Origin of the sequence: Paraburkholderia fungorum, from assembly GCF_900099835.1 — a bacterium.
GTDB classification, from domain to species: domain Bacteria; phylum Pseudomonadota; class Gammaproteobacteria; order Burkholderiales; family Burkholderiaceae; genus Paraburkholderia; species Paraburkholderia fungorum_A.
Genome location: NZ_FNKP01000001.1, coordinates 1984017 through 2010045 on the forward strand (window position 1 = coordinate 1984017; position 26029 = coordinate 2010045).

General features: G+C 61.7%; 21 protein-coding genes and 2 tRNA genes. 12 read left to right on the forward strand and 11 right to left on the reverse strand.

Annotated features, from left to right (window positions below):
• Positions 1–218 precede the first annotated feature (218 nt).
• Both BLS41_RS08780 and BLS41_RS08785 read right to left on the reverse strand, forming a co-directional pair.
• Positions 219–671 (reverse strand): MarR family winged helix-turn-helix transcriptional regulator, encoded by a 453-nt coding sequence (locus BLS41_RS08780; protein ID WP_074766393.1) that lies wholly within the window; start codon positions 669–671, stop codon positions 219–221.
• A 63-nt stretch (positions 672–734) separates the two neighbouring features.
• A complete protein-coding gene (locus BLS41_RS08785; protein WP_074763946.1) occupies positions 735–1904 on the reverse strand; it encodes a glycerate kinase in 1170 nt (389 codons plus the stop codon).
• A gap of 620 nt (positions 1905–2524) precedes the next feature.
• Between BLS41_RS08785 and tig the strand changes: the two genes are divergently transcribed.
• The 8 genes from tig to BLS41_RS08825 all read left to right on the forward strand — a co-directional run bounded on the left by tig (position 2525) and on the right by BLS41_RS08825 (position 11755).
• Complete coding sequence (tig, locus tag BLS41_RS08790; RefSeq protein WP_074763947.1) at positions 2525–3871, forward strand: trigger factor; 1347 nt, start codon at positions 2525–2527, stop codon at positions 3869–3871.
• Between the two features lie 192 nt (positions 3872–4063).
• Positions 4064–4717 (forward strand): ATP-dependent Clp endopeptidase proteolytic subunit ClpP, encoded by a 654-nt coding sequence (gene clpP, locus BLS41_RS08795; RefSeq protein WP_074763948.1) that lies wholly within the window; start codon positions 4064–4066, stop codon positions 4715–4717.
• Positions 4718–4897: 180 nt separating this feature from the next.
• Complete coding sequence (gene clpX / locus BLS41_RS08800; protein WP_074763949.1) at positions 4898–6169, forward strand: ATP-dependent Clp protease ATP-binding subunit ClpX; 1272 nt, start codon at positions 4898–4900, stop codon at positions 6167–6169.
• A 204-nt stretch (positions 6170–6373) separates the two neighbouring features.
• Entirely contained in the window at positions 6374–8797 is a 2424-nt protein-coding gene (gene lon, locus BLS41_RS08805; RefSeq protein WP_074763950.1) for an endopeptidase La, read from the forward strand.
• Positions 8798–9126: 329 nt separating this feature from the next.
• Positions 9127–9399 (forward strand): HU family DNA-binding protein, encoded by a 273-nt coding sequence (locus tag BLS41_RS08810; RefSeq protein ID WP_007585907.1) that lies wholly within the window; start codon positions 9127–9129, stop codon positions 9397–9399.
• 130 nt (positions 9400–9529) lie between these two features.
• Positions 9530–9605: transfer RNA gene (locus BLS41_RS08815), tRNA-Val, on the forward strand.
• Positions 9606–9650: 45 nt separating this feature from the next.
• A tRNA-Asp gene (locus BLS41_RS08820) sits at positions 9651–9727 on the forward strand.
• An 84-nt stretch (positions 9728–9811) separates the two neighbouring features.
• Positions 9812–11755: a SurA N-terminal domain-containing protein gene (locus BLS41_RS08825; RefSeq protein ID WP_074763951.1), complete on the forward strand. Its 1944-nt coding sequence runs from the start codon at positions 9812–9814 to the stop codon at positions 11753–11755.
• A gap of 147 nt (positions 11756–11902) precedes the next feature.
• Here the strand turns inward: BLS41_RS08825 and BLS41_RS08830 are convergent, their stop codons facing one another.
• Both BLS41_RS08830 and BLS41_RS08835 read right to left on the reverse strand, forming a co-directional pair.
• Positions 11903–12244 carry a hypothetical protein gene (locus BLS41_RS08830; protein WP_074763952.1) on the reverse strand — a complete coding sequence of 114 codons (342 nt, stop codon included), beginning with the start codon at positions 12242–12244 and terminating at the stop codon, positions 11903–11905.
• 119 nt (positions 12245–12363) lie between these two features.
• A complete protein-coding gene (locus tag BLS41_RS08835) occupies positions 12364–13068 on the reverse strand; it encodes an arylesterase (RefSeq protein ID WP_074763953.1) in 705 nt (234 codons plus the stop codon).
• On the opposite strand from BLS41_RS08835, the gene BLS41_RS08840 reads away from it, so the two are divergent.
• Positions 13067–13753, forward strand: a complete 687-nt coding sequence (locus BLS41_RS08840; RefSeq protein ID WP_074763954.1) for an ABC transporter ATP-binding protein — start codon at positions 13067–13069, stop codon at positions 13751–13753. The two genes, BLS41_RS08835 and BLS41_RS08840, sit on opposite strands and share 2 nt — an antisense overlap.
• A gap of 115 nt (positions 13754–13868) precedes the next feature.
• Here the strand turns inward: BLS41_RS08840 and pgi are convergent, their stop codons facing one another.
• Positions 13869–15491 carry a glucose-6-phosphate isomerase gene (pgi, locus tag BLS41_RS08845; RefSeq protein ID WP_074763955.1) on the reverse strand — a complete coding sequence of 541 codons (1623 nt, stop codon included), beginning with the start codon at positions 15489–15491 and terminating at the stop codon, positions 13869–13871.
• A gap of 298 nt (positions 15492–15789) precedes the next feature.
• Positions 15790–17379 (reverse strand): bifunctional ADP-dependent NAD(P)H-hydrate dehydratase/NAD(P)H-hydrate epimerase, encoded by a 1590-nt coding sequence (locus BLS41_RS08850; RefSeq protein WP_074763956.1) that lies wholly within the window; start codon positions 17377–17379, stop codon positions 15790–15792.
• On the opposite strand from BLS41_RS08850, the gene BLS41_RS08855 reads away from it, so the two are divergent.
• The gene (locus BLS41_RS08855) at positions 17378–17716 is read left to right on the forward strand and encodes a hypothetical protein (protein ID WP_074763957.1); all 339 of its coding nucleotides are present in this window, start codon (positions 17378–17380) and stop codon (positions 17714–17716) included. The two genes, BLS41_RS08850 and BLS41_RS08855, sit on opposite strands and share 2 nt — an antisense overlap.
• On the opposite strand, the gene BLS41_RS08860 is transcribed toward BLS41_RS08855, so the two are convergent.
• Complete coding sequence (locus tag BLS41_RS08860) at positions 17651–18949, reverse strand: FAD-dependent oxidoreductase (protein WP_074763958.1); 1299 nt, start codon at positions 18947–18949, stop codon at positions 17651–17653. The two genes, BLS41_RS08855 and BLS41_RS08860, sit on opposite strands and share 66 nt — an antisense overlap.
• A 303-nt stretch (positions 18950–19252) precedes the next feature.
• On the opposite strand from BLS41_RS08860, the gene purL reads away from it, so the two are divergent.
• Positions 19253–23344 carry a phosphoribosylformylglycinamidine synthase gene (gene purL, locus BLS41_RS08865; protein WP_074763959.1) on the forward strand — a complete coding sequence of 1364 codons (4092 nt, stop codon included), beginning with the start codon at positions 19253–19255 and terminating at the stop codon, positions 23342–23344.
• Positions 23302–23559: a hypothetical protein gene (locus tag BLS41_RS38295; protein WP_143026234.1), complete on the forward strand. Its 258-nt coding sequence runs from the start codon at positions 23302–23304 to the stop codon at positions 23557–23559. Before purL ends, BLS41_RS38295 begins: the two co-directional genes overlap by 43 nt.
• Positions 23560–23567: 8 nt before the next feature.
• On the opposite strand, the gene BLS41_RS08870 is transcribed toward BLS41_RS38295, so the two are convergent.
• The 4 genes from BLS41_RS08870 to msrB all read right to left on the reverse strand — a co-directional run bounded on the left by BLS41_RS08870 (position 23568) and on the right by msrB (position 25976).
• On the reverse strand, positions 23568–24347 hold the full coding sequence (locus tag BLS41_RS08870; RefSeq protein ID WP_074763960.1) for a peptidylprolyl isomerase: 780 nt from the start codon (positions 24345–24347) through the stop codon (positions 23568–23570).
• 9 nt (positions 24348–24356) lie between these two features.
• Positions 24357–24671, reverse strand: a complete 315-nt coding sequence (locus BLS41_RS08875; RefSeq protein ID WP_074763961.1) for a BolA family protein — start codon at positions 24669–24671, stop codon at positions 24357–24359.
• A gap of 1 nt (position 24672) precedes the next feature.
• Positions 24673–25203, reverse strand: coding sequence for a septation protein A (locus BLS41_RS08880; RefSeq protein WP_074763962.1), 531 nt, complete (start codon positions 25201–25203; stop codon positions 24673–24675).
• A gap of 350 nt (positions 25204–25553) precedes the next feature.
• Positions 25554–25976, reverse strand: a complete 423-nt coding sequence (msrB, locus tag BLS41_RS08885; protein ID WP_074763963.1) for a peptide-methionine (R)-S-oxide reductase MsrB — start codon at positions 25974–25976, stop codon at positions 25554–25556.
• Positions 25977–26029 lie beyond the last annotated feature (53 nt).

Sequence of the window (26029 nt, forward strand, 5' to 3'; positions counted from 1 at the left end):
CGAGCGCTGCGTGCGCGTCGGCACGTCGTGCGCGCGAAGTTGAACTTCGGCTCGTGCTACACAGTGCGGATTGAGTGGGCTGCGGGTGGCTGCGCGTGATGGCAACCAGGTGACTAATAACGGGCGATTGCCTCACAAAAGCAATGCTCGGCTGGTCCGCGAAAAGTGCTGAATACTAGCGCGAGGAGAGTCGTTGTCACTAGCGTGAGACACGATCCTCACTCCTGCCGCGCCGACATCGCCGCTATGATCCTGTCGAGCGCGTTCCCGAACGCGGCCCTTTCCTGTTCGTCGAGGCAATCGAACATATCGCCGTTCCATTTTCGCGCAATCGGCATGACCTTCCGATAAAGCGCCCGGCCTTCCGCTGTGAGCGAGACCAGCACCACCCGTCCGTCTTCCTCACTCTGCTGACGCTGAACCAGTCCTTGCTGGATCAGCGCTTCCGCCGCGCGGCTCGCCTGACTTTTGTCGAGATTAGCGTGTCTCGCCAACTCCATGATCGAGAACGGTCCGAACGATCCTACCGACGCAATCACCCGCGCCTCGGGCAAGGTCACGCCGAGTTTCCCTTGATAGCGCTCACTGATGCCACGCTCCGCAAGTTTGTTCAGCACGTGCAGACGGTAGGTGAGGAGCTGCTCAAGCCCAGCTTTAACGGAGTCCTTCATGGTCATCCCGTGATGAGTGGAGCGGTCGTGGCGCTGTGATTGTTGCCGCAACCGCCCTGCGGGTCAACGCGCGCCGGGGGCGGAGTCTGGTGTCGCCCCATACCTGAGGCGCGTCAGTTGTTCCGCCTCGTTGGCAAGCAGACGTGCCGCGTCGCGAATCGCGACATCGAGCGTAATCGGGCCCGGCGCGGGCGAAAAGCATCCGCTGAAATATTCGGAAAGACGCGGCAATGCGGCTGAATCCACTGCGCCGGAAAGTAACGTGGCCGGCACACCGGCTGCCTGCGCGTGACGGCAAGCGATGAACGGCGCCTTGCCGTGCAGCGTTTGCACGTCCGAGCGGCCTTCACCCGTGATCAGCCAGTTCGCGCCTTCGAGCGCCGCGTCGAGGCCGATCTGCCGGGCGACTGTTTCCGCGCCGGGTTCGAATTTCGCGCCGAGCATATGCAGCGCAAATCCGAGGCCGCCCGCCGCGCCCGCACCGGCCTCGTCGCGCGCCTTGCGCCCGAGTGCTGCTTCGAGCAGATCGGCAAAGCGGGCGAGGGCTGCGTCGATCGACGCGATCTGTTCCGGCTTGACTCCCTTTTGCGGACCAAATACCGCGGTTGCGCCGTGATCGCCGGTCAGCGGGTTATCCACGTCGGACATGCCGATAAATTGTGTGTCCGCGAGGCGGGCGTCCAGTTGGGAAACATCGAGACGCGCGACGCGCGCAAGCTGCTCAGGCGTGCCGTCGAGTTCGTTACCCTGCGCGTCGAACAGTTTCAGGCCGAGGCCGGCCAGTAAGCCGGCGCCGCCGTCATTAGTGCTGCTGCCGCCCAGCGCGACGAAAAACCGCCGCACGCCGGCGTCCAGCAGCGCGCGTATCGCTTCGCCCATGCCGCGAGTGCTGCGTGCTTCGACCGGCACGCCCATGCCCACCGCGTCCGTAATGCCAACGATTTCCGCTGTTTCGATAATCGCACTGCCGTCGGCGAGCAGCGCAGTCTGGGCTTCGCGCAATGGGCCGGCCGCGCCGCGCACGCTCAGCTTGCGTCGCTCGCCGCCGCTCGTGAGCATCGCGTCGAGCGTGCCTTCGCCGCCGTCGGCCATCGGGCAAATGCGCACGCTGGCATCGGGCCGCGCGCGCTGAATGCCAGACGCGATCGCCTGCGCGACCTGTTCCGCGCTGAGCGAGCCTTTGAAGGAGTCGGGAGCAATGACGACGACAGGCGAGGACGACGAATTCGGCATGGTGTCTCTGGATAGTTGGAATTGTTTCGCGGGATGCTGGGGCAGTCGGAACAGATCAGAAAGCGATGCAGCCCAAGCTCGTTCATTAGCTTATCAGCATGGGCGCGCGGACTGAATATGTCGAACGGCATAGCCGGAATCGTCCGCTGGAGCGTGCTAGCCGACAGGCGCTGTTCTGTGGCGGCGGTAAACGGGGATCTAGCGCAACGTGAAGGCGGACGGGGCTGGAGGCGCGGCCGTAATGGATATCGTCGCGAACGGTGGTTGCGATTGCTGTGGCTCCGGGTGCTGGGTCAACGTCGCCGCAGACAGGCGGAGACCAGGCGCAGGAGCGGCACTGGAATCAGGTGGAAACCGTGCCGAAACGGCCCGGAAAGCTACCGGAATCTCGAGAAAAACGTCCTCATTCATCGAATCCCGGTTGGGCGCGCAAATAGTTTGCTAAAATATTCGGCTCTTTGGACCCAACCGTGCTGCCGGCGGCCTGCAAGCCCGCGGCGCAGGCGCGCAATCGATGCAAAACGACGTTAGCGAATGTAAAGAACGTTTGCACGCGACATCGACAAGCGGCACGGAGAAGATAACTGATTCGCTCGAATAATTTTAGGACGATTGAAGCCATGGCTAACGTTGTTGAAAACCTCGGCAAGCTCGAACGCCGCGTCACGATTTCCCTGCCGAAGGATGCCGTGCAGAAGGAAGTGGATTCGCGTATCCGTCAACTCGCGAAGAACGTGCGTATGCCGGGTTTCCGGCCGGGCAAGGTGCCGCTCAAGATGGTGACGCAACAGTATTCGGGCCAGGTGGAAGCCGAAGTGCTGAGCGACAAGGTCGGCAAGGAATTTTTCGACATCAGCCGTACCGAAAACCTGCGCGTTGCAGGCCAGCCGAGCTTTGCGCCGAAGGCCGACGTCGCTGAAGGCGACTACGCATTCGACGCAACTTTCGAGGTGTACCCGGAAGTGAAGCTGGGCGATGTCGCTACGGCTGAAATCGAACGCACCACGACCACGATCAGCGAAGCGGAAATCGACCGCACGCTGGAAATCCTGCGCAAGCAACGCGTGCACTTCCACGCTCGTGGCGAAGCTGGCGATCATGGCGACGGCGGTGCCGATACGGCAGCCAAAGACGGCGATCGCGTGACGGTCGACTTCGTCGGCAAGATCGAAGGCGAAGTGTTCCAGGGCGGTAGCGCCGACGACTTCGCATTCGTGCTGGGCGAAGGCCGCATGCTGCCGGAATTCGAAAAGGCAGCGCTGGGCCTGAAGGTCGGCGAGGCTAAGGAATTCGACCTGGCGTTCCCTGAGGACTACCACGGCAAGGACGTCGCAGGTAAGACGGCGCAATTCACGATCACGATGAAGAAGATCGAGTGGCCGCACCTGCCGGAAATCGACGCTGACTTCGCGAAGTCGCTCGGTATCGAAGACGGCGATCTGACCAAGATGCGCGCCGAGATCAAAGACAATCTCGAACGCGAAGCAAAGCGCCGCACGCAAGCCATCGTCAAGAACCAGGTGATGGACGCGCTGCTGAAAATTTCCGAACTCGACGTGCCGAACGCACTGATCGAACAGGATCAGGAGCGCCTCGTCGGAATGGCGCGTCAGGATCTGGAGCAACGCGGCGTGCCCAACGCTAAAGATGCGCCGATCCCGGCTGCCATGTTCAAGGAACAGGCTGAGCGCCGCGTCAAGCTGGGCCTCGTGCTGGCTGAGCTGGTCAAGGCTAACGAACTGCAAGCCAAGCCGGAACAGATCCGTGCTGAAGTCGACGAGTTCGCAAAAAGCTACGAAGACCCGAAGGAAGTCGTCCGCTGGTATTATTCGAACCAGCAACGTCTTGCTGAAATGGAAGCGTACGTCGTTGAAGCCAACGTCGTCGATTTCGTTTTGGGTAAGGCGAAGGTGACGGACAAGGAAGTGAGCTTCGAAGAACTGGCAAGCGCAACGGCGCAAGCGTAAGCGTCGCTGCAACGGCGTGCCGGCTGTCGGAGCGACGGCCCGCACGCCGTTTTTTTGTGCTGTGAATGTGCGTTGCATTTTGCATGGCATTGCGCGTCCAGTTCGTACTGATCGCGCACTTGAATGCGGGCTCGTCGACCACACCTGTCTAGCATCGAATATTTAGAATATTTCCAGACAAGGATCCATTGCATGACCTTTCGCGCTCAAATGCTGGACACGTTGACCTCCCAATCGTCGCGGGATCTCGAAGCGCAGGCGCTCGGACTGGTGCCGATCGTCGTGGAAACGAGCGGCCGGGGCGAGCGCTCGTATGACATCTACTCGCGTCTGCTGAAGGAACGTATCGTGTTCCTCGTGGGCGAGGTGAACGATCAGACGGCTAATCTGGTTGTCGCGCAGATGCTGTTCCTGGAAAGCGAGAATCCGGACAAGGACATCAGCTTCTATATCAACAGCCCCGGCGGTTCGGTGTCGGCCGGCATGGCGATCTACGATACGATGCAGTTCATCAAGCCGGACGTTTCCACGCTGTGCATGGGTCTTGCAGCTAGCATGGGCGCGTTCCTGCTGGCGGCGGGAGCGAAGGGCAAGCGTTTTGCATTGCCGAATTCGCGAGTGATGATTCACCAACCGCTGGGCGGCGCGCGTGGTCAGGCCTCGGATATCGAAATTCAGGCTCGGGAAATTCTGTACCTGAAGGAGCGCCTGAATAGTCTGCTCGCCCACCACACCGGCCAGCCGGTCGAGCGTATTGCCCGCGACACCGACCGCGACAATTTCATGTCCGGCGACGACGCGCAAGCTTACGGTCTGGTCGACCAGGTCGCGCACAAGCGTCCTTGATCTGGTGCGGTTTTGCCCTTAGTTGGGGCAAGGCCGCCAGATCCGTTGTGAAATAATCAAGAATCGTCCGAGCGCCTGCGGCAAACGCCGTCACCTTGGCTCAAACCCCGCCACGCCCAAACCGCGAGGCGGGGGCAAACGGCGTATCATGTAATTGAGTGTCCGGAGGCTCACACATCTATGGCGGACAAGAAAGGTTCTAACAGCGAAAAGCTGTTGTATTGCTCGTTTTGCGGCAAGAGCCAGCATGAGGTCAAAAAGCTGATTGCTGGCCCGTCGGTGTTCATTTGCGATGAATGTATCGACCTGTGCAACGAAATCATCCGTGACGAGGCGGCGGGTGCGGGCATCGAGGCGGGCTTGTCCAAGTCCGATCTGCCAAGCCCGCAGGAAATTCGTGAAATTCTCGACCAGTACGTGATCGGTCAGGAACGCGCGAAGAAGATTCTTGCAGTAGCGGTGTACAACCACTACAAACGCCTCAAGCATCTCGACAAGAAGGATGAAATCGAGCTGTCAAAGAGCAACATTCTGCTGATCGGCCCGACCGGTTCCGGCAAGACTTTGCTCGCGCAGACGCTCGCACGCCTCCTGAACGTCCCGTTTGTGATTGCTGACGCAACCACGTTGACGGAAGCCGGCTATGTCGGCGAAGACGTCGAGAACATCATTCAGAAGTTGCTGCAGAACTGCAACTACGAAGTGGACAAGGCCCAGCGCGGTATTGTCTACATCGATGAAATCGACAAGATCAGCCGCAAGTCCGACAACCCGTCTATCACACGTGATGTGTCGGGTGAAGGCGTGCAGCAGGCTCTGCTGAAGCTCGTCGAAGGCACGATGGCGTCAGTGCCTCCGCAGGGCGGCCGCAAGCATCCGAATCAGGACTTCATCCAGGTCGACACCACCAATATTCTGTTCATCTGCGGTGGTGCGTTCGACGGTCTGGAGAAGGTCATCGTCGACCGCACCGAAAAGACGGGTATTGGTTTCGGCGCGAGCGTGAAGAGCAAGCAGGAGCGGGACGCGGGCGAGGTGCTTCGCGAAGTGGAGCCGGAAGATCTGATCAAGTTCGGTTTGATTCCCGAACTGATCGGCCGTCTGCCGGTGGTCGCCACGCTCGGCAAGCTCGACGAAACTGCGTTGATGAAGATCCTCGTTGAACCGAAGAACGCATTGGTGAAGCAGTACCACAAGCTGTTCAACATGGAACGCGTCGAACTGGAGATTCGTCCGGCTGCGTTGCAGGCTGTGGCGCGTAAAGCGATCCGTCGCAAGACGGGTGCGCGTGGTTTGCGCTCCATCCTGGAACAGGCGTTGCTTGAAGTGATGTACGACCTGCCGCAAATGAAAGGCGTCAGCAAGGTCATCATCGACGACAACGTTATCGACGGCGACGGCAAACCGCTACTGATCTACGAAGACGCGCCCAAGGTCGCGGGTTCGAACTGATCGGCTTTCGAGTTCTGCAAAAAAAGCCGTTCATGGCAACGTGAACGGCTTTTTTCGTTTATCGTGTGGTCAATGAAGCTTGTTTTCACAATGGAGTCACTGAACCTTCGGAGTCACTGAACTTTTCCCACACGCGGAGGCCTTGCAATAGTTTCTGCTGGCCTCACCTATCGAACGAACTGATTCCACTCATGGGGAAATGAAATGTCAGGAACCCAACTCCTCCCGCCGGAACGCATTACGCTCCCGCTGCTCCCGCTGCGTGACGTAGTCGTCTTCCCGCACATGGTGATTCCGCTCTTCGTAGGCCGCCCGAAGTCGATCAAGGCTCTCGAAGCAGCGATGGAAGGCGGCAAGCACATCATGCTCGTCGCCCAGAAAACGGCTGCGAAAGATGAGCCGACCGAAAAGGACATGTACGAAGTAGGGTGTGTCGCCAACATCCTGCAAATGCTCAAGCTGCCCGATGGCACCGTCAAGGTGCTCGTCGAAGGCTTGCAGCGCGCGAAGACGCTTTCCATCGAAGAACAGGAAACGCAGTTCTCGTGCGAAGTCATGCCGCTCGAACCCGACCACGCCGACAGCGCTGAAACCGAAGCGTTGCGCCGCGCGATCGTGTCGCAGTTCGATCAGTATGTGAAGCTGAACAAGAAGATTCCGCCTGAGATCCTGACGTCGCTGTCGGGTATCGACGAAGCGGGTCGTCTGGCCGATACGATCGCGGCGCATCTGCCGCTCAAGCTCGACCAGAAGCAGCACATCCTCGAAATGTTCCCGGTCATCGAGCGTCTCGAGCATCTGCTCGCGCAACTCGAAGCCGAGATCGACATCCTGCAGGTCGAAAAGCGTATCCGTGGGCGTGTCAAACGCCAGATGGAGAAGAGCCAGCGCGAGTACTACCTGAACGAACAGGTCAAGGCGATCCAGAAGGAACTCGGCGAAGGCGAAGAAGGTGCGGATCTCGAAGAACTCGAGAAGCGCATCACGGCTGCCCGCATGCCGAAGGAAGCCAAGAAGAAGGCCGACGCTGAGCTCAAAAAGCTCAAGCTGATGTCGCCGATGTCGGCTGAAGCGACGGTCGTGCGTAACTATATCGACACGCTGATCGGCTTGCCGTGGCGCAAGAAGAGCAAGGTCAACAACGACCTCTCGAATGCGGAGCGCGTGCTCGATGAGGACCACTTCGGTCTCGAGAAGGTGAAGGAACGCATTCTCGAGTATCTCGCGGTCCAACAACGTGTCGACAAGGTCAAAGCGCCGATCCTGTGCCTCGTTGGGCCTCCCGGTGTCGGTAAGACGTCGCTGGGTCAGTCGATCGCTCGCGCTACGAACCGCAAGTTCGTGCGTATGGCGCTCGGCGGCGTGCGTGACGAAGCTGAGATTCGCGGCCATCGTCGTACGTACATTGGCTCGATGCCCGGCAAGATTCTGCAAAGCCTGACCAAGGTCGGTGTGCGCAATCCGCTCTTCCTGCTCGACGAAGTCGACAAGATGGGCCAGGATTTCCGCGGCGATCCGTCATCGGCTCTGCTCGAAGTGCTCGATCCGGAACAGAACCATACGTTCGCCGATCACTACGTCGAAGTCGACTTCGATCTGTCGGACGTGATGTTCGTGGCGACGTCGAACTCGCTGAACATTCCGCCGCCGCTGCTCGACCGGATGGAAGTGATCCGTCTGTCGGGTTACACGGAAGACGAGAAGGTCAGCATCGCGCAACGTTATCTTTTGCCCAAGCAAAAGAAGAACAACGGCCTCAAGGAAGGCGAGGTCGATGTAACGGAAACCGCGATCCGCGACATCATTCGTTACTACACGCGTGAAGCGGGTGTTCGTTCGCTCGAGCGTGAAATTTCGAAGATTTGCCGCAAGGTCGTGAAGATGCTTCTGCTGAAGAAGGCAGAAGGCGCGGTGAAGGTCGACGGCAGTAATCTCGACACGTTCCTCGGCGTGCGCAAGTACGACTTCGGTCTGGCTGCGAAGGAAAATCAGGTTGGCCAGGTCACGGGTCTCGCGTGGACGGAAGTGGGCGGCGATCTGCTGACCATCGAAGCCGCGGTGATGCCGGGTAAGGGCAATGTGATCCGCACGGGTTCGCTCGGCGACGTGATGAAGGAATCCGTCGAAGCTGCGCGCTCGGTTGTGCGTTCGCGTTCGCGTCGTCTCGGTATCAAGGACGAAGCGTTCGAGAAGCAGGACATTCACATCCACGTGCCGGAAGGCGCGACGCCGAAGGACGGTCCTTCGGCCGGTATCGCGATGACGACCGCGCTGGTGTCGGTGTTGACCGGTATTCCGGTTCGTGCCGACGTCGCGATGACGGGCGAAATCACGCTGCGTGGTGAAGTCTTGCCGATCGGCGGCCTGAAGGAAAAGCTGCTGGCTGCGCATCGCGGTGGTATCAAGCTGGTGCTGATTCCGGAAGAAAACGTCAAGGACTTGACGGAGATTCCGGATAACGTGAAGAACGCGATCGAAATCGTGCCGGTCCGCTGGATCGACAAGGTGCTCGAACTTGCGCTCGAACGTGTACCGCAAGCATTGCCGGAAGAAGAGGCAAAGCCTGCAACGCCCGTTGCAGCCGAGCCGGGTAAAGACGCTGGCGCAACAGAAGTTGTGAAGCACTAAAGCAGCTGGCAACCTGGTTGCTTGCTGGACAAAAAACCCGCGGTTACGGCCGCGGGTTTTTTATTGTCTGGACGCATCGCGTGATGAACGCGCGTACTGTCATTCCCACCTTATGGGCAAAGTGCGGAGTGCCCGCGCACGCATGGAATTGTTGCAATCTTCGGTTATAAAAAAGCGGTTTAAAAAGCCGCTGAATCAGGCTCAACCCCGCTTGACACAAGGGTTTCGGCCAATTCTAATGAGGCGGCTCGGCGTTACCGCCAGCCGCGTGATGATCCAGGTGCGTTAAAGCACCGTCACGATTGCCATAAACATTCTCGGGGGTAGGAATGAACAAGACGGAATTGATCGATCACATTGCACAGCAAGCCGACATTTCGAAGGCGGCGGCAGGTCGTGCACTCGATGCTGTGATCGGTGGCGTCAAGGGTACGTTGAAGAAAGGCGGTTCGGTGACGTTGGTCGGTTTTGGCACGTTCGCGGTCGGCAAGCGGACGGCTCGTACGGGGCGCAATCCGCGCACCGGCGCAGCGATCAAAATCAAGGCCGCAAAAGTTCCTAAATTTAGGCCTGGCAAAGCTCTGAAGGATGCGCTAAACTAATGGGCTTGCTGCTTGAGGAATAGCAGGTTCGCCAGAAAGAAGTGCGGCGGCCAGGTGCTAACTGAGGCGTCGAAATGTTCGGCCCGAAGCGATCAGGCAGCAATAGCAGAAGCACATGAATCGTGAAGCTGGGTGCTTAGCTCAGTTGGTAGAGCGGCGCCCTTACAAGGCGTAGGTCGGGAGTTCGAGCCTCTCAGCACCCACCAGTTTCAGATTCGGTTCGAGTGTTTCAGCGCAGTGACGCAGTATAAGGAGTGGTAGTTCAGTCGGTTAGAATACCGGCCTGTCACGCCGGGGGTCGCGGGTTCGAGTCCCGTCCACTCCGCCAGCATCCATGAAAGGCGAACTCCGGTTCGCCTTTTTTTTTGCCCGCTGTTGTAAGATCGGGCGTTCTGTTTTTGGCACTCCACGCATGCTCGATTTTTTCCGTAATCACAAACGCCTGATGATGTTCATGCTCATCCTCGTCATTGTGCCGGGGTTGGGTTTTGTGGGTATTCAAGGGTTCCGCGGCTTTTTCGACGAGAGCGCAAACGTCGCAAGCGTCAACGGTCACAAGATCACTCGCGCAGAGTACGACGACGCCATGCGTCAGCAACTCGACCGTGCTCGTCAAATGCTTGGCGCGCAGTTCGACATGAAGTCGTTCGATACGCCGGATCGTCGCCGCGACATGCTCGACGGTTTGATCGAACAGCGCGTGCTGGCCGATGAAACGCAGCGTCTGCATCTGACTGCATCCGACGACGCCGTGCGTCGCGTTCTGCTCAACGATCCGGTTATCTCGTCGCTGAAGAATCCCGACGGCTCGATCGACCTCGACCGCTACAAGCAATTGCTTGCGATGCAGGGCATGACGCCCGACCAGTACGACGAGCGCGTGCGCTATAGCATTGCCACGCAGCAACTGCCGGCAAGCATTCAAGGCAGTGCTTTCACGTCGAAAACCCTCGCACAGCAACTGACCGCACTGGCAGAACAGCAGCGTGAAGTGCAGGGCATCGCGTTCCATCCGCGTGACTATGCGGCGAAAGTCCAGCCGACCGACGCGCAATTGCAGGCGTATTACGACGCGCACAAGAGCGACTTCGCCACGCCCGCCACGGCTACGATTCAGTACCTCGTGATGTCGCCGGCAACGTTGAGCGCGGCAACGCAGCCGAGCGACGCCGATCTGAAGAAGTACTACGACGACAACATCACGCACTTCCGCACGGACGGCGAGGTGCGTGCAAGCCACATTCTGATTTCGGCGCCGAAAGACGCGAGCCCGGCTGACAAAGCCAAGGCGAAGCAGAAGGCCGAAGAGTTGCTCGCGCAGATCAAGGCGCACCCGGATCAGTTTGCGCAGATCGCTCAGCAGAATTCGCAGGATCCGGGTTCGGCATCGAAGGGCGGTGACCTCGGTTACTTCGGTCGCGGCATGATCGCGGGCGGTCAGGCATTCGACGACGCTGTGTTCGCGCTGAAGAAAGACGAAGTCAGCGGCATCGTGCAAACCGATTTCGGTTTCCACATCGTCAAGGTGACGGATGTGAAGCCTGCCGTCACGAAGCCGTTCGACGAAGTGAAAGATCAGATCGCGAAAGATCTGAAGACGCAACTGGCCAGCAAGGCATTCACCGACGATTCGGAAGGCTTCACGTCGATCGTCTACGAAAAGGCGAAGAGCCTGCAACCGGCCGCCGACAAGTACAAGCTCCAGTTGCAAACCGCGACGGTCACGCCGCAGCCGGATCCGAAGCTGCCGCCTGACAGCCCGTTGAACAATGCGAAGTTCCTCGCGGCCGTGTTTGCCAATGACGCGGTGCAGGCTCGCAATAACACGCAAGCTATCGACGTTGGCGGCAACGCGCTGATCGCTGCACGCGTGACCGACTACAAGGCTGCGGCCGTGCCGGCGCTCGACGCGATCAAAGATGCCGTGCGTCAGAAGGTCGTTGCGGTTCAATCGGACGAGGCAGCGCATAAGGACGGTATCGCGAAGCTGGCCGAGTTTGAAAAGTCGAAGGCAACGACCGGTTTTTCGTCTCCGCTGAAGGTTTCGCGCAATGACGCGCAGGGCGTGCCGCCTGCCGCATTGAGTGCAATCTACAAAGCCGATGCGCAAAAATTGCCGGCTTACGTGGGTGTGGACCTCGGTGCTGATGGTTACGCGATCTATCGGGTGAACTCGGTGGTCGCGGGTGCGCCGATCGACCCGCAGCGTCTGACTGCTGCGCAGCAACAGATCGCACAAGTTGCCTCGCAGTCGGAAGTCGAAGCCTATGTGCAGGCGCTGCGCGAGCGTTCGAAAGTGAAGTTCTACGGCTCGCTCGACAGCAGCAGCAATAACGCGCAAGGCAACGACGACTAACTGTCGTCAGCGCTTTCAGGCCGCGTGCGGAACACAGTACGCAGGCAAAAAAGCCCCGCATTTGCGGGGCTTTTTCATTTGACGATCGCGGTGCGACCGGCAAATGGTTTGCTGCTACGCAACGAGCGTTGCGTCAGACATTAAAGCTTAAAGGCAGCCGCTGATCGCGCCAGCCGCTTCACCGCCAGCGCCGCCGCCTGCGCGGAAACCGACCCACGTGCCCGGGCCGCTGTAGGACGGACGCACCACAGCTGCAGCGCCGTTAGGCGGTTGCTGACCCGGCACATACACGTCCATGGCCTGGTCGTTGGCCAGGGTATTTTGCGTGACAACCTGCTGTTGCGAACCGTCGGCCCATTTCTGCGCGATGCAGGTGGCCACGGCCTTCGGCGGTTGCTGGCTTTGTCCGACGGATTGAACGCCAGCAGGCGGTTGAGCGGCGCAGGCAGAAATTGCCACGGTCAAAGCGATTAACGGTAGGTATTTCACGTTATCTCCTCGGAAGTCGCTCTAGCGAAACGAGCGGGGTGACACGGGATAGGAAAGTGTCAGAACAAACTTGCCGATCCGCGTTCCCAAAGTTCTGGAAACAAGTTGTTAGCAGCTTTTCAGTGCGACGAACTTGTACGAAGGAGTGGCTTTACTGCAGGCCACACGTTGTTGAGTAGCACTGGCTGTGCCTGCTGGGTCGGGTGCATCTGATCGGCCTGGAACATGTCCGGTTTGTCGGCGATGCCGGCGAGCAGGAACGGCACTAACGGCACGCGCAATTCCTTCGACAGATCGCCATACAGGCCGTGGAACTTTTGCGTGTAGTCGGGGCCGTAATTGGGCGGGACGTACATGCCCACCAGCACGACCTTTGCATGTCCCTGTTGAGCCTGCTCGATGATCGTGCGCAGGTTGTCTTCGGTGGTGGAAAGCGGCACGCCTCGCAATGCGTCGTTGGCGCCGAGTTCGACGATCACGATGCTCGGCTTCAGGCGTTGCATGAGCGCCGGCAAGCGGGCCCGTCCGCCGCTGGTGGTGTCGCCGCTGATGCTGGCATTGGCGACGCTATAATCGATTCGCTCGTCGGACAGACGCTGGCGCATCAGCGCAACCCAGCCAGTGTCGCGAGGCAGGCCGTATTCGGCGGAGATGCTGTCGCCGAGTACGACGATCACCGGCCGGGCAGGTTCGGGCGCATTGGCGGCCTGGGCCGCGAAGGGCATCGAAAAAAGGGCGGCGGCCATCACGGTCGAGCCGAATGCTGTAGACAGCGCTGCGGCGCGCGGGGCTATGGCGAGCACTTTCAACCTACGCTTCACCATGCTAAACAAAACTGATCCAGTCATTGAAGTGCGGGGTTTGTGCAAGAAGGTTAAGGATGCAGCGGGCGAACTGACGATTCTCGACGATATCGATCTTGCTATCGATGCCGGCAGCAGTGTGGCAATCGTCGGTGCATCCGGGTCGGGCAAGTCTACGCTGCTTGGCTTGCTCGCGGGATTGGACAGCGCGAGTTCGGGCTCGGTTCGGTTGCTGGGCCGGGAACTCGGCGAACTCGACGAAGACGGGCGGGCTGCGTTGCGCAGCGGATCGGTCGGCTTCGTGTTCCAGTCGTTCCAACTGATGCCGCACCTGACCGCGCTCGAGAACGTCACGTTGCCGCTCGAGTTGCAAGGCGGCGTCGGCACGCGCGAGGCGGCGCAACGGGCGCGTGGTCTGCTGGAGCAGGTCGGCCTTGGGCAGCGTACCGGGCACTATCCGAAGTTGCTGTCCGGTGGCGAACAGCAGCGTGTGGCGTTGGCGCGGGCCTTCGTCACGCATCCGGCTATCCTGTTCGCCGACGAACCCACCGGCAGTCTCGATGCCGCGACCGGTCACGCTGTGATCGATCTGATGTTCGAGATGAATCGCGCGAACGGCGCCACGCTGATTCTCGTTACGCATGACATCGAACTGGCGCGTCGTTGCGACAAGACGGTGACGATCGAAGCGGGGCGGCTGGCCTGATCCAGCGCTATCGACAAAAGTCGTTGCTATAAAAAAAGCGGGCCACGAAGGCCCGCTTTTTCATTTCCGCTATTCATTCCTGCTAGAAGCAGCGGGATTCAACCCGAAGCATCGCTCATTTCTTCAACGCGGCCCGCGCGCGCGCGATCAGCGCCGAGGTCGACGAGTCATGCTTCTTCTCGTCCACGCTTGCGGCGGTCAGATCGGCCTCCACCACCTTGCCGAGAATCTTGCCGAGTTCGACGCCCCATTGATCGAACGGGTTGATGTTCCACACCGACGCCTGCACCAGCACCTTGTGTTCGTACAACGCGATCAACGCGCCGAGCGAACGCGCAGTGAGCGCATCGAGTATCAGCGTGGCGGTCGGCCGGTTGCCCGGGAAGGTCAGATGCGGCGCGAGTTCCGGCTTGTCCGGGCCCGCCACTTTCTTCGCTTCTTCAAGCGTGCGGCCGAGCATCAACGCCTCGCTTTGCGCGAAGCAGTTAGCCAGCAGCTTCGGATGATGGCTCGCCAGCGGATGCTCCGGCGTCAGCACAGCAACGAAGTCGATCGGGACGATGGTCGGCCCTTGATGCAGCATCTGGAAGAACGCATGCTGGCCGTTCGTGCCAGGCTCGCCCCACGTCACCGCCGACGTCGGATAGTCGACGAACGCGCCGTCGAGCCGTGCCGACTTGCCGTTGCTCTCCATCTCCAGCTGTTGCAGATACGACGGCAGGAAATGCAGCGCTTCCGAATACGGCGCGACCAGGTAGCTTTGCGAGCCGAAGAAGTTGCGATACCAGATGCCGATCATGCCGAGCAGCACCGGCAAATTCTTTTCGAGCGGCGCATCGCGGAAATGCTGATCCATCTCGTTCGCGCCGGCGAGCAGTTCATCGAACTGCTGCGGGCCGACCGCGATCATGATCGACAGACCGACCGCCGACCACAGCGAATAGCGGCCGCCGACCCAGTCCCACATCTCGAACACGTTCTCTTTCGCGATGCCGAACTTGACCACTTCCGCCGGGTTCGCCGACACGCCGACGAAATGCTTCGCCAGTGCGCTTTCCGGGCAGCCCTTTTCGACGAACCAGTCGCGCAGCGAGCGCGCGTTGGTCATCGTTTCGAGCGTCGTGAAGGTCTTGGACACGATGATCGCGAGCGTTTCCTCGGGATCGATCTGCTGCATCACGTTGTACAGGTCGGCGCCGTCGACGTTCGACACGAAGTGCGTGGTGATCTCCGGCGTAGCCAGATGATGCAGCGCGTGCACGACCATCTTCGGCCCGAGATCCGAGCCGCCGATGCCGATGTTCACCACGTAGCGAATCCGCTTGCCGGTGTAGCCGGTCCATGCGCCGCTGCGCACCTGGTCGGCGAACGCGGCCATCTTCGCGCGTTCGGCCTTGATCTCGGCGTGGAACGGCGCTTTCGGATCGGTCGCGCGCAACGCGGTATGCAGCGCGGCGCGGCCTTCGGTCGGGTTGACGACCTCGCCCGCGAACATCGCGTCGCGGCGTTTTTCGACGCCGGCTTCGCGCGCGAGTTGCACGAGCAGCTTCAGGGTTTCATCGGTGATACGGTGCTTCGAGAAATCGGCCGCGAGTCCGCCGCCCGCGAACGCGAAGCGCTCGGCACGGGTAGGGGCGGGGTCGTTCTCGGGGGCGAACCAGTCGCGCATGTGCGCATCGCGAATCTTCTCGTAATGCGTTTGCAGCGAGGACCAGGAGGGGAGCGAGTTCTGGGTCATAGCGTCCGTCTAACCAGGGGGCACGAAGAAAGGCCGCGCGTGAAGCGCTGCCGAGGATGATGCAACGATGCTGTTAGAACGATGCCGCGCAGCCGGGTTCGCGACGCGGGCGGCAGTGAAGTTTCAACCGGCTCTTGACGAGCCGCAGAGCCTTCGGGCTCCGGTTGAAACTTCGCTGCTGCCCGCGATCGACCCGACACGCGGCGCAGTTGTCCAGTATAGCGGCGATGCGTGACAGCCTGCATGGGTTTGGGCATCGCGCGCAAAAGTTGGGACGACGGTGCGCGTCAGGCCGGCGTTATGCGGCCGTCGGCGGATAGAACATACGGTTCAGCAGGGTGCGCACCATCGGTGCGAGTTCGCCTGCTGTCAGGCCGGCCGGCCCATGGCCTTGCGCGGTGAGGGTGTCGGCGGCGAGGCCGTGCAGGAACACGCCCGCGAGAGCCGCCTCGTAGCGTGGCAAATGTTGCGCGAGCAATGCGCCGATGATCCCGCCGAGCACGTCGCCGGTGCCGCCCGTGGCGAGCGCCGCGTTGCCGGTCGGGTTGATCGCGAGGCGGCCGTCCGGCGCCGCGACGATCGTGCCTGTCCCTTTCAGAACCACGACGCTCGCAAAGCGCGCGGCCAGCGCGCGGGCCGCGCCGACGCGGTCGCGCTGCACGGCGGCGGCGTCGCTGCCGAGCAGGCGCGCGGCTTCGAGCGGATGCGGCGTCAGGATGCAAGGGTCGCCTTGCACGCCGCGCGCGGTCACTTCGTCGGCCAGAGCGGGATCTTTGGCGATCAGGTTCAGTGCATCGGCATCGAACAGTTTGGGCACGTCGAGCGGCAGCACGTCGTGCATGACGCGCGTCGCGCGCTCGCGGTGCCCCATGCCGCAGCCGACCGCCAGCGCATCCATCGAATCGAGCGGCAGATCGTCGATGGGATGCAGCATCAGTTCGGGATGCGGCGGATCGTAAGGCGGAGCGCCGTCGCCCAGCAGCGCGACGTGCACTTTGCCCGCGCCGGTGTAGAGCGCCGCGCGCGACGCGAGGATCGGCGCGCCGCACATCCCCGTATCGCCGCCGACCACCGCGAGGCTGCCGAACGTGCCCTTGTTGGTCGCGAAATCGCGCGGCGGCAGGAACGCGCTGAAAAGCTCGGGCGCGTTCAATTGCACGACCGTGCGCGCGCCAATGTCGACGCCGATCGGCGCGACAGTCACCTGGCCGGCGAGGTCGCGCCCCTGCGCGGTGAACAGACCCGGCTTCGCGCCGATGAAGGTGATCGTGTGAGTCGCGCAGACCGCGACGCCGTCGCCATTGCCGACGACCGTGCCGGTGTCGCTGTCGAGTCCGCTTGGAACGTCGAGCGCGAGAACGCCGCCTTTTCTGGGCCGCGCTTTTGCCCGCTGCGACAACTGCCGCGCGACATTCGCGAACACGCCTTCGAGCGGACGCGTCAGGCCGATGCCGAACATGCCGTCCACGAGCCAGCGGAAGCCGTCCAGCGATGCAGGCGGTTCCGGTGTGATCGGCACGCCCGCGGCGCGGGCCGTGTCGAGTGCCCAGCGGGCGTCGTCCGGTTTCACGTCGACGGGCATACACAACTCGACGGCGATTCCCACCTTGTGCAATTCGGCCGCGAGAATCAACGCGTCGCCGCCGTTATTGCCGGGGCCGGCGATCAGCCACACGCGCTGCTTCGATTTTTCGACCGACGTGTCGCGGGTGATCTGCTCATGCAGAAAGCTCGCCGCCGATTGCCCGGCGCGGCCCATCAGCGTGTGCGGGGGCAGTGCGGCTTGAGCTTGCGATTCGGCGATCCGCAGATCCGTCAGCGTCAGCAGGGGCAGCGCCCGATGATGCGGGTTGATGAGGGTAGGCGGCGTGTGTTCGGCGTCTGTCATGGCGGACCTGGCGTTTCGCGTGCTCGTTGCAGCACGCGCAAGCAAAGGAAATCGCTATGTTAGTGCCGATGCGGGCGCGATGCGCGGCTCTTTCCGGCCCGCGTTGGTACGTGCGCGCCATTTGCAGCGGGAATTGCGGGAGCGGTCGTCGCGTGTGCTCGCAAACAGACGCGACCGGACGCAAAAGAACGCAACCGGCGATCATGAAAACCTTGTGGTTCTCATGATCGCCAATACGTTTTCAAGTGGATTTGATGCAGAAGCGACAGGCTTATTGAAACCGTTCTGCCCGCAGTGCGGCCAGCGTATCGGCCGGCAAATCGGACGTCTGGCCTGAAATCAGATCGGCGACCAGCTTGCCCGCTCCGCAAGCGAGGCCCCAGCCCGCCGGACCATGTCCGACATTGACGAACAGACGCGGATGCAGCGCATTGCCGATCACCGGCAAGCCATCCGGCGACAGCAGCTTGACGCCTTCCCACGGCAGCGCCGCCGAAATCCGCGCGGCGCCCGGAATCCAGTCATGCGTGGCCTGGCCGAGCAGCGCCAGCGCTTCTTTCGTGACTGCTTCGCCCAACGGCTTGTCGATCTGGCCGGCGCTTTGCAGCACCGCACCGCCCGCAATCCGCAACCGGTGATTCATCCGGCTGATGCCGATCCGCTTCACTGCGTCGACGATCGCCACATGCGGCGCGCATTCCTCGTGCGCGATCGGCGCGACCAGCGTATGCAGCCGCAGCGGATGCAGCGGCAGCTTCAAACCCAGCGGTTCGAGCAACGACAGGCTGCCATGACCGGCCGCCACGACAACCGCGTCGGCGTGAATCACGTCGACTTCGCGTGAACGGGCGTCCGAACCTGGACGCGGCGCCAGTTCCACCGACGCGCGTTGTCCTTCGAGACGGATCGCCGACACTTCGCAGCCGAGCATGAATTGCACGCCGCCTTGCGCGTCGAGCGTCTGCTTGATGAGTTTGGCGAACAGCGGGCAGTTGGCCGTGCGGTCCTGGTCGAACAGCACGCCGCCGGCGAACTCCGGTTCGGTGCGCACCGAATGCTCGAACGCCGCGCATTCGGCCGGCGTCAGCACGTGATGCGGGACTTCGTACTGGCGCAGCAATTCGAGCGCGGCTTGAGTCTGCTCCCATTCCTGCTGCGAGCGCACCAGATAAAGCACGCCGTTCGACTGTTCGAATTCGAGACCGAAGCGCGATTCGACATCGATCAACGCGTCGCGCGACGCTTCGATCAGCGGACGCAGCAGGCCGAACTGGCGGCTGAACGCGTCCGGTTCCTGCAGCGCGGACAATTGCTTGACGAACTGACGCGCCTGCCCATTGAAGCCGACCTTGCTGATCACGCCGTTGCGGGCGTTCTGGCGGCTCGCCATGAAGGTCGGGCCGAACCAGACGTCGAGCGGCGTGGGCAGGACCGTGCCGCCGTGGCCATAGGTGGCGCCCTGCGCGACGGTGGCGTGGCGCTCGACGACGCAGACCCGGTGACCGGCCGCGCGCAGGTGATAAGCGGTGGCGGCGCCTGCAATTCCGCCGCCAATGACGATGACATCCATGTTCTGATTCGAGTTGCCGGCGGGACGCCGAAGTGGCGTATCCGTTCTGGCGTGACATGCGGCGCTGCCTGGCATGAGCCGGGCTGCTTGCGCCGATCTGGTGAAAGGCCGAATGATAGCAGTCAAACGCAAGGCGCGGCCACGCGGGCGGCGCATCGACGCAGCATCGGCGGATGGACCGAAACCGCACCGTCAGGCCCGCTGGAAGCCTGTTCCCGGGGTATAATCCCGGACTTCCTTTCCGCCTCACGTCGCCTGTATGTTCGAGTCTGCGGCATCGCAGAGCGACGCAACGTCAAGTCCATGGCCCACTTCTCGTGTTTCCCCGGCGCTTCGGCCCTCTCCGATTTCCGTCAAACCCGCCTGCTCGACACGCTCACGCGCATCGATCCGAACATTACGGGCGTGCGCGGTCAATTCCTGCACTTCGTCAACGCTCAAACCCCGCTCTCCGCTGAAGACAACGCGAAGATCGAAGCGCTGATGCACTACGGCGATCCGCTCGAAGAAAGTAAAGAGCGCGGTTCGGTCGAAACTTTCCTCGTGGTGCCGCGTTTCGGCACGGTGTCGCCGTGGGCCAGCAAGGCAACCGACATCGCCCATCTGTGCAACCTCACGCAGGTGCGCCGCATCGAGCGCGGCGTCGAATACACGGTCACGCTGAAAAGCGGGCTGCTGGGCGGCAAGAAGGCGTTGTCGGACGAAGCGCGCGCGGCAGTCGCCGCCGCGCTGCACGACCGCATGACCGAAAGCGTCGCGCCGTCGCGCGAGCACGCGCTGCATCTGTTCGACGAACTGCCGGCCAAGCCGCTGCAAACCGTCGACGTGCTCGGCAACGGCCGTGGCGCGCTGGAAGCGGCGAACACCGAACTGGGCCTCGCGCTCGCGGACGACGAAATCGACTATCTGGTCGATGCGTTCACGAAGCTCGGCCGCAATCCGACCGACGTCGAACTGATGATGTTCGCGCAGGCCAACAGCGAGCACTGCCGCCACAAGATTTTCAACGCCGACTGGACCATCGACGGCGAGAAGCAGGACATCTCGCTGTTCAACATGATCCGCAATACCGAGAAGCTGAATCCGCAAGGCACGATCGTCGCGTATTCGGACAACTCGGCGATCATGGCGGGGGGCATGGCCGAGCGCTGGTTCCCGCGCACGCCGGAGCAACTTGGTGCGAGCGAATTGCCGGAGCACTATCGCCGCAACGTCGAGCTGACGCACACGTTGATGAAGGTCGAAACGCACAATCACCCGACCGCGATCTCGCCGTTCCCGGGCGCCGCAACCGGTGCGGGCGGTGAAATCCGCGACGAAGGCGCGACCGGCCGCGGCGCGCGTCCGAAGGCGGGTCTCGCGGGCTTCACGGTGTCGAATCTGGAATTGCCCGACGGCGTCGAAGCATGGGAAAACGCGCGCGACGCTGCACAGCCGCTCGCCCATCGCAATCCGGACGACAAGTTCGAAGCGTATGGCCGTCCCGACCGCATCGCGTCGCCGTTGCAGATCATGATCGACGGCCCGCTCGGCGGCGCCGCGTTCAACAACGAATTCGGCCGGCCGAATCTGGGTGGCTATTTCCGCGCTTACGAGCAGAACGTCGCGGGCCTGGTGCGCGGGTATCACAAGCCGATCATGATCGCCGGTGGTATCGGCAATATTTCGGACCAGCACACGCACAAGCACGATCTGCCGGAAGGCTCGCTGCTGATCCAGATCGGCGGTCCCGGCATGCGCATCGGCATGGGCGGCGGTGCGGCCAGCTCGATGGCAACCGGCACGAACACCGCTGAACTCGACTTCGATTCGGTGCAGCGTGGCAATCCGGAAATCGAACGCCGTGCGCAGGAAGTCATCAATGCGTGCTGGCAACTCGGCGACAAGAACCCGATCCTGAGCATTCACGACGTCGGCGCGGGCGGTTTGTCGAACGCGTTCCCGGAAGTGGTGGACGGTGCTAGCAAAGGCGCAGTGTTCAATCTGCGCAATATTCAACTCGAAGAAAGCGGCTTGTCGCCGCGCGAAATCTGGTCGAACGAAGCGCAGGAACGTTATGTTCTGGCGATCGATCCGGCCGATCTGCCGGCCTTCGAAGCGATGTGCAAACGCGAGCGCTGCCCGTTCGCGGTGATCGGCACGGCAACCGCCGAGCGTCAACTGAAGCTGATCGACTCCGAGCAGAAAGACAACGCTCACGAGCCGGTCGACATGCCGATGGAAGTGCTGCTCGGCAAGGCGCCGCGCATGCATCGCGACGTGAAGCGCGTCGAGCAGAAGCTCGAACCGGTCGACGTCACCCATATCGCTTTGCCGGACGTGGCAGCGAGCGTGCTGCGTCATCCGACGGTGGCGAGCAAGTCGTTCCTGATCACGATCGGCGACCGTTCGGTGGGCGGCACGACCGCGCGCGACCAGATGGTCGGTCCGTGGCAGGTGCCGGTGGCCGACGTCGCGATCACGACGATGGACTACGCGGGTTTCACCGGCGAAGCGATGACAATGGCCGAGCGCGCGCCGCTCGCCGTCATCAACGCACCGGCGTCGGGCCGCATGGCGGTTGGCGAGGCGATCACGAACATTGCAGCGGCGCCGATCGCGTCGCTCGACAAGCTGAAGTTGTCGGCGAACTGGATGGCTGCTTGCGGCGCACCGGGCGAAGACGCGGCGCTGTACGACACGGTCAAGGCGATCGGCATGGAACTGTGCCCGGCGCTGGGCATCAGCATTCCGGTCGGCAAAGACTCGTTGTCGATGCGCACCAAGTGGGAAGACCGTGGCGTCGCGAAGGAAGTCGTCGCGCCGGTCTCGCTGGTCATCTCGGCGTTCGCGCCGGTCGAAGACGTGCGCAAGCACCTCACGCCGCAACTGCGCCGTACGAACGGCACGGACGGCGTGGGCGACACCGTGCTGATCGCGATCGACCTTGGCCGCGGCAAGCATCGTCTGGGCGGCAGTATCCTCGCGCAGGTGACGCAGCAGGTCGGCGACACCGTTCCCGACGTCGACGACCCGGAAGACGTGAAGCGCTTCTTCAACGCGATCCAGTCGCTGAACAACGACGGCAAGCTGCTCGCTTACCACGACCGCTCGGACGGCGGCCTGTGGGCGACGGTCTGCGAAATGGCGTTTGCGGGCCACGTCGGCGTGTCGCTGAATGTCGACATGCTGGTGCTCGATCCGCATCACGAATCCGATTACGGCGACGCGAAAGACTGGGCGAAGCAGACCAGCGGCCGTCGCGAAGACCGCACGATCCGCGCGCTCTTCAACGAAGAACTTGGTGGCGTGATTCAGGTGCGTGCAGCCGATCGCGACGTGGTGCTCGCCGCGTTGCGCGAACATGGCCTGTCGGCGTGCTCGCACGTGATCGGCAAGATCAACGAGCGTGACACGATCGAAATCTATCGCGACGCGAAAAAGATTTATGAAGCGCCGCGCGCCGAATTGCATCGCACGTGGAGCGAGGTGAGCTGGCGTATCGCGCGTCTGCGCGACAACCCTGCTTGTGCCGATGCCGAATACGACACGCTGCTCGACGCGGCAGATCCGGGCATCACGCCGGTCCTGAGCTTCGATCCGGCTGAAGACGTGGCTGCGCCGTTCGTCGGCAAAAGCGCGCGTCCGCGTGTCGCGATTTTGCGCGAACAGGGCGTGAACTCGCACCTCGAAACGGCGTATGCATTCGACCGCGCCGGCTTCGACGCGCACGACGTGCACATGAGCGATCTGCTCTCGGGTCGCGCGAGTCTCGCTGACTTCGCCGGCGCGGTGGCCTGCGGCGGTTTCTCGTACGGCGACACGCTAGGTGCAGGCGAAGGCTGGGCGAAAACCATCCGCTTCAATTCGCAACTCGCCGACATGTTCGCCGAATTCTTTGGTCGCGACGACACGTTCGCGCTCGGCATCTGCAACGGCTGCCAGATGATGAGCAGCCTCGCGTCGATGATCCCGGGTGCCGAAGCCTGGCCGAAGTTCACGCGCAACAAGTCGGAGAAATTCGAAGCGCGTTTCTCGCTGGTCGAAGTGCAGGCGTCGCCGTCGATCTTCTTCGCCGGCATGGAAGGCTCGCGCATTCCGGTGGCGATCGCGCACGGCGAAGGTTTCGCAGACTTCTCGCAGCAGGGCGATGCGTCGAAGGTCGCGGTGGCAATGCGTTATATCGATCACCGTGGTCAGGCGACCGAGCAGTATCCGTTCAACCCGAACGGTTCGCCGAACGGCATCACGTCGGTCACGACGGGCGACGGCCGCTTCACGGTGCTGATGCCGCACACCGAGCGCGTGCATCGTGCAGTGCAGATGAGCTGGCACCCGGAAGGCTGGGGCGAGGGCAGCACGGACGCAAGCCCGTGGTTGCGCGTGTTCCAGAACGCACGTCGCTGGCTGGGTTGATTTGTGTGGGGCTGCCGCTTCGGGCGGTGGCCTTTATCGCATCAAAAAAGCTGCCTTTGGGCAGCTTTTTTATTTCTGAGCTAATGCCAAAGCTCGAACTGCGATGCACCTGCTTTCGCACCTTCAAGCCCATCAAATTCACGGCAACAAAAAAGCCGCCCAAGGGCGGCTTCTCTGCATTTCAATCTTCATCAACCAAAGCGGTCTCTGAATAATCAGCCGCTTATTGAATCTTCGCGTTCTTACGCAGACCTTCTTCGAACGCTTGCAGCTTTTCCTGCTGGATCTGCTGAACGATCTGTGCACGAACCTGTTCCAGCGGCGGCGGCGTGACAGCACGCACGTCGTCGACACGGATGATGTGCCAGCCGAATTGCGTATGCACCGGCGCGTCGGTCATCTGGCCTTTCTGCAGCTTCTCGGCCGCAGCCGCGAATTCAGGCACATAAGCCTTCGGGTCCGACCAGTCGAGGTCGCCGCCGTTCTTGCCCGATCCCGGGTCCTTCGAGTATTGCTTCGCGAGGTCTTCGAAGCTTGCGCCGGCCTTGATCTTCGCGATCAGGTCCTTAGCCTGCTGCTCGTTGTCGACCAGGATGTGGTGCAGGTGATATTCCTTGCCGCCCGCGTCCTTGATCAGCGAGTTGTAGCGCGCGGTGACTTCGGCGTCGCTCGGCTGGTTGTTCTTCACGAAGTCTTCGATCAGCGCGCGCAGCACGACGGTTTGTTGTGCGACGGCGATTTGCGCCTTGATGTCCGGACGATTCGGCAGGCCGCGGCGCAGCGCTTCCTGCATCAGGATCTGGCGGTTCACCAGTTCTTCGCGCACTGCCATTTGCAGTTGCGGCGTGTTTTGCTGGCCTTGATGGACCAGTTGATCGATCAGTGCATCGGCTTGTGCTTTCGGAATCGGCGTGCCGTTCACGACAGCGATGTTCTGTGCAAATGCAGGTGCGGCCGCAAATGCAGCCAGCAATACCCAAAGGCGGGTTTTCTTCAAGGTCATCGGAAGTTCCTAGCGGGGCAACAAAGCAAATTCTTCGGGCGTGTACGCCGTGATGGCAAGGGCATGAATGCCGCGCTGCATGGCATCGGCCAGCGCATCATACACCATGCGATGCCGTGCTACGCGGGGCTTTCCGGCAAATGCGGCGGCCACGATCGTGACGGTAAAGTGACCGCCCGCCGATGCGCCGGCGTGTCCCGCGTGCTGCGCGCTGTCGTCCGTGATCTGGATCGACGCGACCGGCGCGAGTGCGGCGGCGAGGCGCGCTTCGATCAACGCGGCGCGCTCGGCGGTGGTGGCGTGCATGAAAACATCGGTCGTCATGTCATTCTTCCTTCATGTACTTCGACAGCCACAAACTCTGTCCGACGATGAACACCAGCAGGCATCCGGTCGCGCCGAACAGCTTGAAATTGACCCACTGATCGGTCGTGTAGTGATACGCGACAAACAGATTGACCAGCCCGAGCAGCACGAAAAACGCTGCCCAGATCAGGCTGAGCTTGCTCCAGATCGCGTGCGGCAGCGTGATCTGCTTGCCCATCATCGCTTCGATCAGGTTCTTGTTGAAGGCCAGTTGCGACACCACCAGCGCGACGGAAAACGCCCAGTACAGCACGGTCGGCTTCCACTTGATGAAGGTGTCGTTGTGCAGCACGAGCGTGGCGCCGCCGAACACGGTGACGACGCCCAGGCTCACCCACAGCATCGGGTCGACCTTGCGGTGGCGGAAGGCCACCCACGCGATCTGCACCAGCGTGGCGACGATCGCCACTGCCGTCGCCGTGAAAATGCCCCAGATCTTGAAGGCGACGAAGAACAGGATGATCGGGAACAGATCGAACAGGAATTTCATTATCTGGTCGGGAATTCGGAGAGTGAGTCGGAGAATTGGGCGCGTTTCAAAGCGCCCGGTAGTGTACGCCGCGTGAGACCCGATGCGGCAGCGACCAGCGATAAATGGTGCCAGGTGCTGCATGCCGTCTGCTGTCTGCCGCCGAAGGTCGGTGCGGTTGCACCAGCCGACGCGGGTTCAGCGGGCCAGTGCCAGCGGCGTTGCGGACCAGACTGGTAAGACACCAGCCCGAATCCGCGTAACCCGCTTGTGAACGGTGTGCAAACTTTTCGCAAGCCGCCCGAAAACGACCCGCAGGCCGCCGCAAGCAAGATGAAGTTTTCGTGGCGACCGGCCAGCCACGCGCCGCGTTACTTGGGCTCGAATTGTAACGCAGCCGAATTGATGCAGTAGCGCAGGCCGGTCGGCGCGGGACCGTCTTCAAACACGTGGCCCAGATGCGCGCCGCAGTTCTTGCATTGCACCTCGATGCGCAGCATGCCGTGCGAGCGGTCGGTTTTCTCGGCGATCACTTCGCCGTCGATCGGCTTGAAGTAGCTCGGCCAGCCGCAACCGGCGTCGAACTTGGTGTCGGATTCGAACAGCGGCGTGCCGCAGCACACGCAATCGTAAATGCCGCGGTCCCAGTGATCGTGATAGCGGCCCGTGAACGGGCGTTCGGTGGCCGCATGGCGCGTCACCTGATATTCGACGTCGGACAGCTGTTTGCGCCATTCGGCGTCGTCTTTCTGCACGGCGGGTGCGTCGGTGTTGAGATCGTCGGGCTTGTTCATGGTCGGGTTCCTGTCTCGGGCTTGTTTTGGGGACGGCTCAATGGCTCAGGCTT

What these genes read in the sequence shown, in the direction of transcription:
- BLS41_RS08840 (WP_074763954.1), top strand. Translation starts at nt 13,067, where the DNA reads ATGCTAAACAAAACTGATCCAGTCATTGAAGTGCGGGGTTTGTGCAAG.
- tig (WP_074763947.1), top strand. Translation starts at nt 2,525, where the DNA reads ATGGCTAACGTTGTTGAAAACCTCGGCAAGCTCGAACGCCGCGTCACG.
- clpP (WP_074763948.1), top strand. Translation starts at nt 4,064, where the DNA reads ATGACCTTTCGCGCTCAAATGCTGGACACGTTGACCTCCCAATCGTCG.
- msrB (WP_074763963.1), bottom strand. Translation starts at nt 25,976, where the DNA reads ATGAACAAGCCCGACGATCTCAACACCGACGCACCCGCCGTGCAGAAA.
- BLS41_RS08810 (WP_007585907.1), top strand. Translation starts at nt 9,127, where the DNA reads ATGAACAAGACGGAATTGATCGATCACATTGCACAGCAAGCCGACATT.
- lon (WP_074763950.1), top strand. Translation starts at nt 6,374, where the DNA reads ATGTCAGGAACCCAACTCCTCCCGCCGGAACGCATTACGCTCCCGCTG.
- BLS41_RS08825 (WP_074763951.1), top strand. Translation starts at nt 9,812, where the DNA reads ATGCTCGATTTTTTCCGTAATCACAAACGCCTGATGATGTTCATGCTC.
- BLS41_RS08875 (WP_074763961.1), bottom strand. Translation starts at nt 24,671, where the DNA reads ATGACGACCGATGTTTTCATGCACGCCACCACCGCCGAGCGCGCCGCG.
- BLS41_RS08855 (WP_074763957.1), top strand. Translation starts at nt 17,378, where the DNA reads ATGGCGGACCTGGCGTTTCGCGTGCTCGTTGCAGCACGCGCAAGCAAA.
- BLS41_RS08780 (WP_074766393.1), bottom strand. Translation starts at nt 671, where the DNA reads ATGAAGGACTCCGTTAAAGCTGGGCTTGAGCAGCTCCTCACCTACCGT.
- BLS41_RS08850 (WP_074763956.1), bottom strand. Translation starts at nt 17,379, where the DNA reads ATGACAGACGCCGAACACACGCCGCCTACCCTCATCAACCCGCATCAT.
- purL (WP_074763959.1), top strand. Translation starts at nt 19,253, where the DNA reads ATGGCCCACTTCTCGTGTTTCCCCGGCGCTTCGGCCCTCTCCGATTTC.
- BLS41_RS08870 (WP_074763960.1), bottom strand. Translation starts at nt 24,347, where the DNA reads ATGACCTTGAAGAAAACCCGCCTTTGGGTATTGCTGGCTGCATTTGCG.
- clpX (WP_074763949.1), top strand. Translation starts at nt 4,898, where the DNA reads ATGGCGGACAAGAAAGGTTCTAACAGCGAAAAGCTGTTGTATTGCTCG.
- BLS41_RS08860 (WP_074763958.1), bottom strand. Translation starts at nt 18,949, where the DNA reads ATGGATGTCATCGTCATTGGCGGCGGAATTGCAGGCGCCGCCACCGCT.
- BLS41_RS08785 (WP_074763946.1), bottom strand. Translation starts at nt 1,904, where the DNA reads ATGCCGAATTCGTCGTCCTCGCCTGTCGTCGTCATTGCTCCCGACTCC.
- BLS41_RS08880 (WP_074763962.1), bottom strand. Translation starts at nt 25,203, where the DNA reads ATGAAATTCCTGTTCGATCTGTTCCCGATCATCCTGTTCTTCGTCGCC.
- pgi (WP_074763955.1), bottom strand. Translation starts at nt 15,491, where the DNA reads ATGACCCAGAACTCGCTCCCCTCCTGGTCCTCGCTGCAAACGCATTAC.
- BLS41_RS08835 (WP_074763953.1), bottom strand. Translation starts at nt 13,068, where the DNA reads ATGGTGAAGCGTAGGTTGAAAGTGCTCGCCATAGCCCCGCGCGCCGCA.